Below are 14,206 nucleotides of genomic sequence, written 5' to 3'. Positions count from 1 at the left end.
TCCTTACCGCTCGCGCAGCTCATCCAAGCGAATGGCGCGCTTGTGCACCGTGTGGTACCACGTCCGGTTGCTGCGCGTGAAGTAGGCCTGCAGCGTCACGGGGCCCCAGGTCCAGAGAAAGAACGGAAGGAGGGGCAGGGCAAAATACGCCCGCCAGTTCACCCGTTCGAGCAGCAGCGCGAGGGGAACCTCGAGAAACAGGATCACGTTCACCGCGACCCACAGATTCGTGACCATGAGCGCGGCCGGGTTGGACGCTGCATCGGTCGGATCGGGCGACAGGTAGTGAAGGCCGAGCACAATCATGGCGCCCGCAAACAGCAGCATGGACCGCATGGGCTGAAACAGGTAAATGGCCATGTCGATTTTGGCCAAGTTCCGCTCGCGCAGCCCCTCGAGAAACATGGGGACCAAGTGTTCACGTGCACATTGGAAATGCCCCTGCTGCCAGCGCAGGCGCTGGCGGAAAGACGCCGCGAAGCTCGTCGGCTTCTCGTCGTAGACGCGCGCGTCGTGCGCCCAGACGGGGATAATTCCTCGGCGGACGCAGCGAATCCCGAACTCGAGATCCTCGGTGAGGCCCGTCGCCTTCCATCCCATCTCCTGCAACAGCGGATAATCGATGCAAAGGCCGGTCCCACCGAGCGTACACGGCAGATGCAGGCGGGCGCGGGCGTACTGCCACAGCCGATTGTCGAACCAATAGGAGATGGCGAGCGACACGCTGATCCACGAATCGAATGGATTCTTGGTATCCAGATATCCCTGAATGACGCGATCGCCGCTGCACAGGTGGTCGTTCATGATGGCGAGAAAGTCCGGATGAACCAAATTATCCGCGTCGAACATCACGATGGCGTCGTATCGAGCGCCCATTTCCTTCAGGCGCGCCAGCATCCATTCGATGGCGTACCCCTTGCCCTGTTCCGCGCGGTTTTCGCGCACGTGGACAATGGCGCCGTGCGCCCGCGCGCGCTCCGCGGTGCCGTCCGTGCAGTTGTCCGCGATGACATGCACGTCGTACAGGTGCGCGGGATACGTCTGGCGCTTCAGGCTGTCGAGGAGCGGGCCGATCACGCACTCCTCGTTGTGCGCCGGAATGATGATGGCGAAGCGCTTCTGCGGCGCATGCGTGATGGGCCGTCTGCGGTGCCAGATGCCGTACACGGACAGCACAATCTGGTACAGCGCCACAAGGCCCGTGACGAGCTTCAGCGCGTCATAGAACGTGTCCCAGAGCAAGTACATCAATGTCATTCGTCCGACATCCTCGCTTTCCGCCAGCGGCTGCGCGTCTCATCCGCCTCTGGCAAGCTGCGACCCCAGGTGAACAAGAGCCCCACGAGCAGATAGTACAAGCTTGCAGTGTAATTGTATTCAAACAGGTTCTCGACGAAACTGTGAATCAAAATGGCCGTGATCCCGGTCAGCCCGCCGAGCGCCAACAGGCGGGAGCCGCCCGTCGATCGCCGTACCACCCGAATCATATCGCGCACGATGGCCATGTGCATGGCCATGAACAGCGCCAATCCGAGGATACCGGACTCTCCGAGCACCTTGGCGTAGTAATTGTCGGAGAACGCGGAAAAACTATGGGACGTCGCCACATAGCCGCCGTAGTACCCGAGCCCGGATCCGAAGAGCGGATTTCGAGACATCACGTCGAACGCCTGTTGCCAAAGCGCCATGCGCCCGCCCGCGGACGACTTCACGAAGTAGACCGGGTTCAACAGGTCCAGCGCGCGGTGCCGAAGGGACGGCACACACAGCCCCAACGCCGCGATGCCAGCTAAAACGGGAAGGACGCGTCGCTCAAACGCCGCGGAAACCAGGACGGCGGCCGCAAAGAGACCGAGCCACGAGCCGCGATCGTACGTCATGAAAAGCGCGCCCAGCGCTACCAAGGCGCCCACCAGATACACCCTGCGACGCCGCTTGTCCTGATCGACGGCGAAGAGGCCGAGCATCAGAGGCAGCGTGAGCTCGAGGTTGGCACCGAATTCCGCCGGTGATTTCATCACCGTGAACACGCGGGTCCTGACGTGTTCCCCAACGTCGAGCCACTGGCTCGGGATGGGCACTTTGATGAGAAATTGAAACCAACCGTCTACACCCATCAGCATAGACATGGCGATCACGCCATAGAACAGCTTGAGGGTGTCCTCCGCGTCGAGGGCGAGCGGCACGAGCAGTCCGACGAAGATGTATTCCACGTCCACCGTCCACGCGTTCAGGGCGAGGACGGGATGCTTGAGATCCGCCAGCACGAGGGCCAGCGTGTAGAGCACGTACCACCACGCGTACCGCGCCCACGCAGGTTGTGACGGCTTCACGCCGTATGCGCGGCGCACAAGCGCCGCCCAAGCGAGCGCGAGGACTGCGAGTGCGCCCCAGACATTGGCGAGGGGCGCCAGAAACGTCACGGCCAGCCCTTGGTTGAGGATGGCGAACGCGCCAAGCGCATAGACCGCCATGTAGGCGATCCGCTTGCCCTGCGCCGCCCTCGCTTCGAACGACAACAGGACCGAGCCTGGATCGTCTCGCGACATGCCAGCACTCCCAGCACTCGAAATTCGGACATGGCTCGTCCTGCGAACCACACTATACTCATTCTACCCGAAAATCTGCAGGGCGCATACGCTGCGTTTCCGACATTTTGGCAAACGTTTCGACGAAGATCGCCGGGCGGATCGCCTGGCAGCGGTTGAACTTGCGCCGAGCGGCGCAGGTCTGATTTAAATAGCAGTGGTAGAGACTCAGGGACGGAGTGAGATTCGGTGCGAAGGTCGAGAACGAAGCGCGCGCAGCGGCGGGATCGCGCCGTGGCGCCGCCCGATCCGGCGAAAATTGCGAAGCGGCGCCGCTTCCGCGTTCACGTCGTGTACAGCCTCGTATTTCTCTCGTTCACCTCGCTCATTCTGCGCTTGGCGTACGTGCAGGTGGTGAAGGGCGCCTCGTTTCGCGCCTCGGAACAGTTGACGCAGTACGCCCGCGTGCCCATCCTGCCGCAGCGCGGGTGGATCTACGACGCCAACGGCCAGGTGCTGGCGTGGGACAAACCCGTGCTGACCCTCCAGTTCAACCGCTACACGCAGATGTCGGATGCGGAGATGCACCGCGTCGCGTCCATCCTCGCGCCCGTGCTTCAAACGACTCCGCAGGCCCTGTATCAAGCCATGCAGAGCAATCCGGGGGCTCTGCAGGTCACGCTCGCCCGGAATGTGACCGACGCGCAGGTGGCGTACGTCGTCGAGCACCAGAGCGAGTTGCCCAACATTCAGGTGGTCCAGGATTACGAGCGCCAGTACCCGTACGGCGATCTCGCCGGACAAGTGCTCGGCTACGTCGGCGCCATCACCGCTCAGAACGTGAGCCAATATAAGGGGTATTTGTACAGCCAGCAGGTGGGCGAAACGGGGATTGAGTACGAGTACGAGCACCTCCTGCAGGGCAAGCCGGGCTATGAACTGGTGACGGTCACGTCGAGCGGGACGGCCGTGGGCAGCGTGGGCGAGATCGCCCCGCAAAACGGAGACAACATCCAACTCACCCTCGACGGTCACGAGCAAGCGGTGGCGCAGGAACTCCTGCAGAACATGATCGATTCGTCGCAGACGAACAAGCAGGACATCACGGACGCCGCGGCGGTCATGCTGAACGTCAAGACGGGCGGCGTAATCGCCATGGTGAGCTATCCGTATCTGGACCCCAACTGGTACACGGACGGCACATATGTCAATCACGTCCACTACCTGGAGACGTCGGGGGCTCAGCTGAACAACGTGATTGGCACGTACAACTATCCCGGGTCGACGGTGAAGCCGGCGAACATGCTCGCGGCGCTCAAGGCGGGCGTGGTGACGCCGAAGACCGAGATCTTGGACGATGGGTACATCTACATCGGGACGCAGCGCAAAAATGAGGACGAGGGCTTCGTGTTTGGCTGGGTGAACCCCATCGAGGCCATCACGGTGTCGAGCGACGTGTTCTTCTACGAGCTCGGGCTTCACCTCGGCAAGTGGTTTGGGTCGAGCACCACGTCTGGGGGGACGTATCCGGCCTCGGATGGCAGCTATCAGAACTACTTGGATACCGACTTTGTGAAGGGCATCAACGCGATGTTCCAAGAGGAGGAGGATTTCGGCCTTGGCACGCTGACCGGCATCGACCTTCCCTTCGAGGAGCACGGCGAGTTTTACATCGAGGATTATCGGAAAGGCAACATCCAGGTGCCGTACAACCTGCAGGCGAGCGAGGCGTCTCTCGCAAAAACGGGCAAGTATGTGAACTACGGATCGCCGGCCAGCCTGGCGGACGCGGCTATCGGTCAGTCGCAGATGTTCACGCCGATGGAGCTCGGCGTCTACGCCATGACGCTGGCGGACGAGGGGCTCAGGCTCAAGCCCCACCTGCTTGAGAACGTGTTCTCGCCAAACGGCACGCCGAACTCGGGTGCGAAGCCCATTCTCACGTACAAGACGCAGATCTTGGGCCGCGTGAGTGCCGCGCCGTGGCAGTGGGACCTCATCAAGGAGGGCATGTACGGCGTGACGTCGAATCCGGCGGGCACGGCGTATTACGCCTTCTTGGGTGCGCCCTATCAGGCCGCCGGGAAGACGGGGACGGCGCAGATTGTCATCAACGGACACCGGACCGACAACTCGGTGTTCATCTGCTACGCGCCGCTCAATCACCCGCTCGTGGCGGTGGCCGTGATGGCGCCGGGCGGGGGCTACGGTGCGAGCTTCTCGGCCATCCTGGCGCGCAAGATGATCGACGCGTATTTCGATGAGCATCATGAGCCCTGGATGCCAAAGAGCCAGTGGACCAACACGGCCATCCCGTCCAACTGGACGCAGTCGCCCGCGTACCTGTTGCCGGAGCAGAGCCATTGATGGCGATGCGTTCCTGCGCTATCATGGGGTTACTTGTGTGGCCACAGCGAGCATCCGCTGTGGCCTTTCTCGAGTCTTGAAATCGAGGTGTCTTCATTGACGGAAGGGTTCCGCCGGCGGTCCGCCGGGTGGCGGCGGTTCACGATATATCTCGTGCTCTTGGTGGTGCTCGCGGTCGCCGCGTACCTCGGGCGCGAGTCGGAGCGGCTGCAATCGCTGCCTTCGCTGGACCGCCAGATCATCGAGTGGGGCATCGCGCTCGCCTGGTTTGTGGTGGGCGCCTTGGTCGTCAACCAGCTTCGCCGCACGGTCAACGCCATGGCGGCTCGGCACCCGAGCGCGGACATCCGCGTGCTGAGCGTGGTCAACCGAGCGCTGAGCGCCGTGGGCTACGCGTTCGTGCTCGTGATCGGCCTGAATCTGCTGCAGGTGAAGGTGGGCAGCATTCTCGTCGGCGGCGCGGTGACGGGCGTGATCGTCGGCGTGGGCGCGCAGTCGACGCTCGCGAATCTCATCGCGGGCCTCGTGCTGTTTGCGGTCCGGCCGTTTCAGCTTGGGGAGTACGTCAGCTTCCGCACGTACTTGTTTGGCGGCGTCGAGTACAGCGGCACCGTGGTGGACGTGAATTGGTATCACACGATCCTCGAAGAGGGCGGCGTGCGCCGCGTGCTGCCGAACGCGTCGGTGGTGAGCTCCGCCATCACAGTGGGCGCGCGCGAAGGGAACAAGCTGTGCACGGTTCCGCTGCCGTACGCCATTTCGTTTCGCGACTTCGAGGCGAAGATGAGCGAGATGACCGGCGGGCGGGCGACACTCGCCATCAGGGAGTTTGGCACCGATACGTACACCGTACAGGTGGAGATTCCGGCCGAGATCGATCTCGAGGTCATTCGCGAGGCCATCGCGGCGTTTCGGGCGCAAGGGTGAGCGGCGGACCCTGCGCCCTTGATCTCTTTCTGTATACTAGAATCGAAGTGCAGAGGATGCATGAGGAAGGGGAGTTCTCGTGGCAGTGTCGAGCGCCATTCCCAAGACGATGAAAGCGGCGTACCTCGTCGGCACGCGGCAGGTGGAGGTCCGCGAGGTTCCGGTGCCCGAGCCCTCGCCGGACGACGCGCTGATTCGGGTGGAGGCGGTCGGGGTGTGCGGCTCCGACGTGCACTACTACGAACACGGTCGGATCGGCAGGTACGTGGTCGACGGCCCGCTCATTCTGGGCCACGAGGCAAGCGGCGTCGTCGTGGCCGTCGGCGCGAACGTGAAGCATCTGCGCCCGGGTCAGCGCGTCGCCATCGAGCCCGGCGTGACCTGCGGGCGGTGCGACTTTTGCAAATCGGGGCGGTACAACCTGTGCCCGCACGTCCGCTTCCTCGCGACGCCGCCCGTCGACGGCGCGTTCGCCCAGTACATCGCCCACCGCGCGGACTTCGTCCATCCCATCCCGGACGACATGTCGTACGAACAGGCGGCGATGGTCGAGCCGTTCTCCGTCGCGCTTCACGCCATCCGCCGATCCGGCATGCGCCCTGGGGATCGCGTCGCCATCGCGGGGATGGGGCCCGTGGGCCTCTTCACGGTGGTCGCGGCGCGGCGGCTTGGCGCGGGCGACGTGGTGGTCAGCGATACGGTGGAGAAGCGGCTTCAGCTCGCGCTCCAGCTCGGGGCCACGGAGGCGGTGCACGCGAAGCGGGGCGCCATCGCGGACGCGGTTCGCGAGCGGTTTCCTGACGGCGTCGACGTGGCCATCGAGACGGCCGGCCACCCAGACGCGGTGGCATCCCTCTTGCCGGCGCTGCGCCGCGGCGGGCGGCTCGTGGTGGTGGGCCTGTCGCAGTCGCCGCTCAAGGAACTCGATCTGACGCAGCTTACGGACGGCGAGATCGAGATCGCGGGCGTGTTCCGATACGCCAACACGTATCCCGCGGGTATCCAGCTCATGCGCGAGATCGACGTCTGGGATCTTATCACCGACACGTTTCCGCTCGCGGAGGCCGGGGACGCCCTCGAGCGTGCGCGGACGAACAAGAGCGAGAGCATCAAGGTCGTCGTCTACCCGCAGGCGTGAAAAAGGGCGATCGCGAGAAGCGTCGCGATCGCCCGCTGTTCCAGCGGCGCCTACACCACGTGGCTGCCCGCGAGACCGAGCAGGTACGAGACCACGCCGACGATCACGCCGGCAAAGGTCATCTCGATGCCGCTCGACCACCAGGAGCGGACGGTGACGAGGCTCTTCAGGGCACCGACGACGAAGTGCGCGGCGAGGCTGATGGCTGCCGCGGTGACAATCGCGGCGAGGCCTTGCATGAAGAAGAACGGGAGGAGCGGCACCACGCCGCCGATGAAGGTGGAGAGCCCGCCCGAGAGCGCCGCCCCCCATGGGTTTCCGCGGCTCGCCTCGTGGATCCCGTGCTTCTCCTGCGCCATGGTCTTCAGGAAGAGATCGTCGTCCTTCGAGATGCGCTCGGCAATTTCCTTGGCCTCGTGCGGCTCAAACCCGCGCGTCTCGTAGATGAGCGAGAGGATCTGGACCTCGCGCGCCCGGTTCTGCTCGATGTCCCGCTTCGCCTCGTGGAACGCCTTGTCCAAGAGCTCGTTTTCCGATCTCGTCGCGAGCCACGCGCCGGCGGCCATGGACAACGTGCTCGCCAGGGCGCCGAAAAAGCCCGAGACGAGGATGGTGTGATTGTTGCCTGTGTAACCGGCGACGCCGGCGATGATGCCGAAGATGGCGCCGAGTCCGTCGTTCACACCGTAAATGGCATCGCCAATCCAGCTCGGCGTCTTGCGCTGTTCTCGTCCCATGAGTTCGTCGAGTTTGGCGGATGGTGAAAGGGTGCTCATCTTCCATCGTCCTCAGTTCTGCAAAGATTTGGCCGCTCAAGGCGGCGTTGCAACACCTACACAACCTCATCATAATGGCGCTTGGTAAAATAAGTCAACCCTAAGCGTTCCAGTTAGCACCACCTTATCGAGCCCATTAGGGCAAAGATCGCCCAAGGAGGAGATCGAGCATGACGGATCAAGCGCCGTCTCTGAAAGAAGCGTACGCTTCCCGCTTTCGCGTGGGCGCTGCGGTCAACGCGGCGACCGTTCACACGCACGCCCATCTCCTGGCGCGCCACTTCAGCAGTGTGACGCCGGAGAACGAGATGAAGTGGGAGCGCATCCACCCTGCCGAAGACACGTATTCTTTTTCTGCTGCTGACCAAATCGTTTTATTCGCCCGCGATCACGGCATGTTCGTGCGCGGCCACACGCTCGTGTGGCACAACCAGACGCCTTCTTGGGTGTTCCTGGACTCTCTCGGCCAACCCGCGCCCGCGAAGCTCGTCGAGGCAAGGCTCGAGCAGCACATCGCCGAGGTCGTGGGTCACTACCGCGGCGCCGCCTTGTGCTGGGACGTGGTGAACGAGGCCGTGATCGACCAAGGGGACGGCTGGCTGCGCCCGAGCCCATGGCGGCAGGCGCTGGGGGACGACTACATCGAGATGGCGTTTCGCTTGGCGCATCAGGCGGATCCCGGCGCGCTACTCTTCTACAACGACTACAACGAGACGAAGCCCGATAAGCGGGACCGCATCCTGCGGCTGCTCGAGCACCTGTTGGACCGCGGAGTGCCCGTGCATGGCGTGGGGCTGCAGATGCACGTCTCCCTGGACGATCCGCCCATCGAGGAGATGGAGGAGGCCATCGAGCGGTACCGGGCGCTCGGCCTTCGGCTGCACGTCACGGAGCTCGATGTGAGCGTGTACCCGTGGGTGCACGAGCCGGACCGCCCACAGGCGCCTGCGCGGCCGTACGACGATGAGCTGGCCGAGCGGCTCGCGGCGCGCTACGAGGCCCTGTTTGCGCTCTATTTGCGGCATCAGGACGCCATCGACAACGTGACGCTCTGGGGCGTCGCGGACGACTCGACGTGGCGAGACGACTTCCCCGTCAAGGGCAGGAAGGACTGGCCGCTTCTCTTCGACGTCCATCACCGCCCGAAGGAGGCGTTCTGGCGGGTGGTGCGCCTCGCCCAAAACTGAGCTTTTCGGCCTCGCGCCCGAGTGGTAGAATGTGCCCAAGAAGGCGAAGGTGAGGGATCGCGATGTCCCTGCGGCGCGTCGTGCGCGCGGTGTCCTGGGCGAGTTTGGTGGGGATGGTGGCCGCGAGCCCGCCGGTTGCGAACGCTTCGTTGTCGCCCGGGCCCGAGCTGCAGCAGGTCATTCAATCGTGGCGGCAGGCGCCCTACCGTCAGACGCAGTCGTCGGCCGAGGCGAACCTGTCGGTCGCCTGGCAGCCCGAGTATGCGCGGTCGCCCGCCTGGACCCATCTCGCCAAGAAGCTCGCGCGCGACGGCCAGTTGGCGCTCTTTCGAGCGGAGGACGACGTGTGGCAGGAGAGCGGCGAACCGGCGGAGTGGTTCACGTGCTCCGGCGCCGCGGGGGATGCGAGCGTGTTTTGGTTCCGGGGCGCGGCGTACGAAAGGGAGCAGGGCGGTTGGGTGAGCGCCGCGACGCCGCCCGCGCTGTGGGAGCCTGTGCTCGGCGTGTGGACGTCGCCGCGCGTGGCGTCGCAAGGCGCGAGCGAGGACGTGGTCGTTGCGGTCATGGAGGCGGCATCCGCCAAGACCCTGTTCGGTCCGTGGGTCGCGAGCGTCATCGGCTCCGCGCTCTTCGGCAGCCGCGGGATGTCGCAATCTGACCTTCAGGCGCTGCTCGCCCACACCACGGTGTACGGCCACTTTGCCATCTCGCGCGCAACCGGGGCGCCGCAATTGGAGGCTGCGACCGTGGCGGCGGTGGTCGGCGTGCCGAGTTCGGTCGTCGCGCACGCGCTCGGTGACAAGGTGGCAAGCGCCGTGCGGAGCGTGACCTGGCGGATCGACTGGACCATGAAGACGAGCTACCTGCAGGTTTCGCAGCCGCTGCCCCAGGGCCTCCGTCCGGCCGGCTGGCCTTCGTCAGGGCCCGGAAATTCGACCGGGAGTGGCGCGGGTGAGGGCAACGCGACGCCGTCCAACAATCAAACCGCGGGCGGATCGCTGCAAAACGGAACGTGATGACATCCGGGGAAAGGGCGAGGACGATGCAAGTCGTGCGCGTGGAACGCGGCGTCGAGCTTCGGAACGACGATGGGGATCGGATCGGCTATATCACCTGTACCGACCGGGGAGACGGCGTGTGGACCATTGACCACACGGTCGTCGATCCGGCCTATCAGGGTCAGGGGCTCGCCGCCAAGCTCGTCGACGAGTTGGTGGCGATGGCGCGAGAGCGGGGCGTGAAGCTGCTCCCCGTGTGCTCGTACGCCGTGCTTCGCTTCCGGCGAAGGCCGGACTACGCCGACGTCCAGGCCTGATGGCGCGGTCGGCGTCTAGGGAGATCCCCCTCCTGACAGCGCGGAGGGGGATGGCTCCGCAGTCAGCGCACCAGCGCGTCCAGCGCGGGAAGCGCATGCACGCCGTCGCCGATGTCGGTGACGTAGAACGATGGTCTGCGCCCCGTCGCTCGTTCGTACACCTCTTCGACGTGCCGCGTGAAAGCCTCCACCGCATCCTCCCGCACCAGGCTCACGGTGCATCCGCCAAAGCCCGCGCCCGTCATGCGCGATCCGATGCAGCCCTCCGCGCTCCACGCCGCTTCGACCAAGGCGTCCAGCGCTTCGCCGGTCACCTCATAGTCGTCGCGAAGCGATCGGTGCGACGCGTTCATCAGTTCCCCGAACGCCTCAATGTTCCCATCCGCCAACAGCCGCGCTGCCTCCCGCGCCCGATGGCTCTCCATGACGACGTGCCGCGCCCGGCGCACGAGGACCTCCGCCTCGAATCCCGGCGCGCCCTCCGCGCGCAAGAGCGCCTCGGCCTCGGACCACTGGCCTGGCTCGATTTCTGCGAGCGCCTGAACCTCCGGAAAGCGGCGCTTCACGACGGCGAGCGCCGCCTCGCATTCCGCCCGCCGCTCATTGTATTTCGATCCCGAGAGCTTCCGCGGCACGTTGCTGTTGGCGATGACCAGGCGATACCCTTCCGAATGCACGGGGACCAACTCGTACGCGAGCGTGAGGCAGTTGAGCGAAAGCGCCATGTCCTTCTTGCCCATGGCGACGGAGAACTGGTCCATCACGCCGCAGTTGACGCCCACGAATTCGTTTTCCGCCTGTTGCGCGATCACGGCGAGCGACTCGCGGTCCAGCCCGGCGCCCGTGAGGTCGTTGATGGCGAAGGCGGTCACCACCTCGACGGATGCACTCGAGGACAGGCCGGCGCCAACCGGCAGGTTCCCGAAGAAAAACAGGTCCATGCCTGGCGCCTCCACGCCCCGGCGGCGCAACACGTCGATCACGCCGAGCGGATAGTTGGCAAAGTCCTGCTCCGGGCGGAACCGCACGTCGTCGGCGCTCACCTCGACGACGCGATTGGAAAAGGTCGTCGCGAACCGAAACCGGCGGTCGGCGCGAGGTCGGACGACGAGCCATGTGCCCATGGTGAGCGCGGCGGGCAGCACGTAGCCCCCATTGTAGTCGGTGTGCTCGCCAATGAGATTGACGCGCCCCGGTGCGAAGTACGCTCGCAGTTCGCCTGTATCGCCGGGCGAAAAGGCGAGGATGTGGTCCATCAGTTCAGGCCAGGGGATCGACATGTCGGTTCGCTTCCTTTCGCTTCTGAATCGCTTCCCGCAATTGCGGCGCGGTTGCCTCGACGGCCATCGGGTTGCACGGCGCCCAGGCGCCCGTCTCCGACGACGCGAGGTACTTCAGGCGCGTGGCCGTCTGCAGTGGCGGGTAAAACTCGATGTGAAAGTGAAAGTCGACGGACTCCGCCTGGTTCACCGGGCTCTGGTGAAGCACCATCATGTACGGAAACTCGCGGTCAAACAGCGCATCCATGCCGCTCGTGACGCGCTTCAGGATGCGGGCGAGATCGGTCCGCTCGTCGTCCGTGAACTCCAGCAGGCTGCCGACGTGCCGCTTGGAAGCGATGAACGCGCCGTACGGATAGTCGGTGAAGAACGGGATGTACGCGTAAAAGTGCTCGGTTCCTTCCAGCATCCGCTTGCCGAACGCGACCTCTTCGCGGTTGATGTCACACATGAGGCAGCGGCCGGTCTCCTTCCGGTGTGCCGCGAACGATTCGATCTCGACCCTGAGCTTCTGCGGCACGTACGGGTAGGCGTAGATCTGCCCGTGTGGGTGCGGCATGGTCACGCCGACCTCAGGGCCGCGATTCTCGAAGATCAGCACGTACTGGTGGCGTGGATTCGAGGCCAGATCGCGAAAGCGCTCGGTCCACAGATCCACGAGCTTGCGAATGTGCGCAACCGGCAGTTCAGGCAGTGTCGTGGTGTGCTCCTTTGAGTATAAAATGACTTCGCATTTTCCGTAAGCGGGTTCAACGCGGTAAAGCTCCGTCGCCACGTCGTCCGGCTGCGGCGGGTTGGGAGACAGCGCGGGAAAGTCGTTGTCGTACGCCAGGACGTCGTAGTCGTCGGGCACCTTGCCCGATCCCGGGCAGAACGGGCAATTGTCCTTCGGCAAATTGGGGCGCTTGTGGCGATTCGACGCCACCATCGTCCAGTCGCGCAGCAGTGGGTTGTACCGAAGCTCGGTCATTGGGCATCACCTCGTTTGGAGGATTCGGCGTTTGGCGCATCGGCGACGATGAGATCCACGTCGCATTCCGCGAGGGCGGCCGCCTCCGCCTCGCCCGGCCATCGGTCCGTGATGAGCGCGTCGATCTCGCTGAGCTTCGCGAAGCTCATGAGCGACTCCACACCCCACTTGGTGTGGTCGGCGAGCACCACGACGCGCGCGGCGCGTTCCATCATCGCCCGGTTGACCGCGGCTTCGAGCACGTTGGGCGTCGACAGGCCGTGATCGACGTGCAGGCCGCTCGCGCCAACAAACAGGATGTCCGCGCGGAATTGGCGGATCATGTGCTCGGCCACGGGGCCCACGAGGGCGTCGCTCGGCGTTCGAAACTGGCCGCCTGTGAGGAAGATGTCTCGGTAGCCGTTCTTGCTCAACTCCGTGGCGACATTCACGGAATTGGTGAGAAACGTCAGATTCTGAAAACCTGCGATGTGTTGCGCGAGGACCCACGTGGTGGTGCCCGCGGCGATGGCGATGGTCATGCCGGATTCAATCTGCCGAAGCGCGGCCTTGGCGATGGCGATTTTCTCCGGGATCTGGAGAATGCGCTTGTCGGTGTACGGGAGTTCACGGGCCGCGCGCGCCACCTGACCGCCGCCAAACGCGGTCTCGACGAGGCCCTGCGCCTCGAGCGCTTTCATGTCCCGGCGAACCGTGATCTCGGACACGCCGAGCCGTTCCGCCAATTGGCGGTAAGACGCGAAGCCGTGCTGGGCGAGCAGCTCCAAGAGCACGCGCTGCCGTTCCTTCGGATACACCGTTCTCACCTCGCGCCGCTTGATCAATTTTTATCATAACATAGTCTCTTTAATTTCATCATATGATATTTCGTGATGAACCGGCGCGTCTTGCCACGGTTGGCGTACATACGGCTGCGCTTCCTGCGCATCCTAAGGCCGACGACACCACATTCACCTTAGGAGGTCGAGCCATGCAGCAGCAGCCGAACATGCAGCCCCACATGCAGGGCAACATGATGCCGAATGCCCAGGCGGGATCGCAGGGACAGGGCCAAAACGCGCCCAACGCGCCGTTTGGCGCGCACGAGATCATCGGGATGAACGAGGTCCTGCAGGCCACGTCGGCGAATGCCGAGGTCCTGAATTTCCTCGCGCATCACGCGCAGGACCCTCAGGTGCGCCAGCTGCTCGAGCGCCAGGCCCAGGCCATGGAGCAACACTATGTGGAGGGCGTGCGCGTCCTGCAGACCAACAGCCCCATGGGCGGACAGGGTTACCAGACGTCGATGCACACGCAGCCGAAGCTCGGGCTTCGTCATCCCACCTATCCCGCGCCCAACCTGCAGGCGCAGGCGCCGTCCGATCGCGCTATCTGCGCCGTCGCCCTCAACCTGCACAAGTTCGGCGCGATGATGTGCACCATGTTCGCCTTGGAGTGCGCCAATCCGCAATTTCGCACGTTCCTCATGACGAGCGCCAGCCTGTGCGACCGCATGGCGTACGATCTGTTTGCCTACATGAATCAAAAAGGAGACTACCAGGTCGCGACGCTGCAGAAGAACACGACGCAGACGATGATCGACTCGTATCAGATGCCCGGCGGGATGGCGCAGCCCGGCATGCCACAGACGCCGAACGTCCAATGAGATGGGCGGCCCGCGCGGGGCCGCCTGCTTTCAATCATGATTCGAGAAATCGCGCGTATGCTGGTCTTCGGAG

At 64.2% G+C, this 14,206-nt stretch carries 13 protein-coding genes; 7 read left to right on the top strand and 6 right to left on the bottom strand.

What is annotated here, in order from left to right; all coding sequences use genetic code 11:
* Positions 1-3 precede the first annotated feature (3 nt).
* Together AACI_RS11540 and AACI_RS11535 are read right to left on the bottom strand one after the other, a co-directional pair.
* On the bottom strand, positions 4-1,257 hold the full coding sequence (locus tag AACI_RS11540; RefSeq protein ID WP_012811587.1) for a glycosyltransferase family 2 protein: 1,254 nt from the start codon (positions 1,255-1,257) through the stop codon (positions 4-6).
* A complete protein-coding gene (locus AACI_RS11535) occupies positions 1,254-2,549 on the bottom strand; it encodes an O-antigen ligase family protein (protein ID WP_012811586.1) in 1,296 nt (431 codons plus the stop codon). The genes AACI_RS11540 and AACI_RS11535 overlap by 4 nt, the downstream gene beginning before the upstream one ends.
* 228 nt (positions 2,550-2,777) lie before the next feature.
* Between AACI_RS11535 and AACI_RS11530 the strand changes: the two genes are divergently transcribed.
* The 3 genes from AACI_RS11530 to AACI_RS11520 all read left to right on the top strand — a co-directional run bounded on the left by AACI_RS11530 (position 2,778) and on the right by AACI_RS11520 (position 6,960).
* On the top strand, positions 2,778-4,895 hold the full coding sequence (locus tag AACI_RS11530) for a peptidoglycan D,D-transpeptidase FtsI family protein (RefSeq protein WP_012811585.1): 2,118 nt from the start codon (positions 2,778-2,780) through the stop codon (positions 4,893-4,895).
* A gap of 87 nt (positions 4,896-4,982) precedes the next feature.
* Entirely contained in the window at positions 4,983-5,822 is an 840-nt protein-coding gene (locus AACI_RS11525; protein ID WP_245530585.1) for a mechanosensitive ion channel family protein, read from the top strand.
* Between the two features lie 85 nt (positions 5,823-5,907).
* Positions 5,908-6,960: an NAD(P)-dependent alcohol dehydrogenase gene (locus AACI_RS11520; protein ID WP_169304865.1), complete on the top strand. Its 1,053-nt coding sequence runs from the start codon at positions 5,908-5,910 to the stop codon at positions 6,958-6,960.
* 50 nt (positions 6,961-7,010) lie between these two features.
* Here AACI_RS11520 and AACI_RS11515 read toward each other — a convergent pair whose 3' ends face one another.
* Positions 7,011-7,736 carry a VIT1/CCC1 transporter family protein gene (locus tag AACI_RS11515; protein ID WP_012811582.1) on the bottom strand — a complete coding sequence of 242 codons (726 nt, stop codon included), beginning with the start codon at positions 7,734-7,736 and terminating at the stop codon, positions 7,011-7,013.
* A 170-nt stretch (positions 7,737-7,906) separates the two neighbouring features.
* Between AACI_RS11515 and AACI_RS11510 the strand changes: the two genes are divergently transcribed.
* From AACI_RS11510 to AACI_RS11500, 3 genes are all read left to right on the top strand, one after another.
* Positions 7,907-8,923, top strand: coding sequence for an endo-1,4-beta-xylanase (locus tag AACI_RS11510; RefSeq protein WP_012811581.1), 1,017 nt, complete (start codon positions 7,907-7,909; stop codon positions 8,921-8,923).
* A 62-nt stretch (positions 8,924-8,985) separates the two neighbouring features.
* A complete protein-coding gene (locus AACI_RS11505; protein WP_012811580.1) occupies positions 8,986-9,939 on the top strand; it encodes a hypothetical protein in 954 nt (317 codons plus the stop codon).
* Positions 9,940-9,965: 26 nt separating this feature from the next.
* Entirely contained in the window at positions 9,966-10,238 is a 273-nt protein-coding gene (locus AACI_RS11500; RefSeq protein ID WP_041707555.1) for a GNAT family N-acetyltransferase, read from the top strand.
* Positions 10,239-10,300: 62 nt separating this feature from the next.
* Here AACI_RS11500 and AACI_RS11495 read toward each other — a convergent pair whose 3' ends face one another.
* The 3 genes from AACI_RS11495 to AACI_RS11485 are packed head-to-tail and all read right to left on the bottom strand — an operon-like array spanning position 10,301 to position 13,294.
* Positions 10,301-11,518: a galactokinase gene (locus tag AACI_RS11495; RefSeq protein ID WP_012811578.1), complete on the bottom strand. Its 1,218-nt coding sequence runs from the start codon at positions 11,516-11,518 to the stop codon at positions 10,301-10,303.
* On the bottom strand, positions 11,499-12,488 hold the full coding sequence (gene galT, locus AACI_RS11490) for a galactose-1-phosphate uridylyltransferase (RefSeq protein ID WP_012811577.1): 990 nt from the start codon (positions 12,486-12,488) through the stop codon (positions 11,499-11,501). Before galT ends, AACI_RS11495 begins: the two co-directional genes overlap by 20 nt.
* A complete protein-coding gene (locus AACI_RS11485) occupies positions 12,485-13,294 on the bottom strand; it encodes a DeoR/GlpR family DNA-binding transcription regulator (protein WP_245530582.1) in 810 nt (269 codons plus the stop codon). Before AACI_RS11485 ends, galT begins: the two co-directional genes overlap by 4 nt.
* A gap of 164 nt (positions 13,295-13,458) precedes the next feature.
* On the opposite strand from AACI_RS11485, the gene AACI_RS11480 reads away from it, so the two are divergent.
* Positions 13,459-14,133, top strand: coding sequence for a spore coat protein (locus AACI_RS11480; protein WP_012811575.1), 675 nt, complete (start codon positions 13,459-13,461; stop codon positions 14,131-14,133).
* Positions 14,134-14,206 lie beyond the last annotated feature (73 nt).

The organism is Alicyclobacillus acidocaldarius subsp. acidocaldarius DSM 446, from assembly GCF_000024285.1.
Classification (GTDB): Bacteria; Bacillota; Bacilli; order Alicyclobacillales; family Alicyclobacillaceae; genus Alicyclobacillus; species Alicyclobacillus acidocaldarius.
Note: the sequence above shows the minus strand (reverse complement) of the source record. Positions and strands in the feature narration are given on the sequence as shown.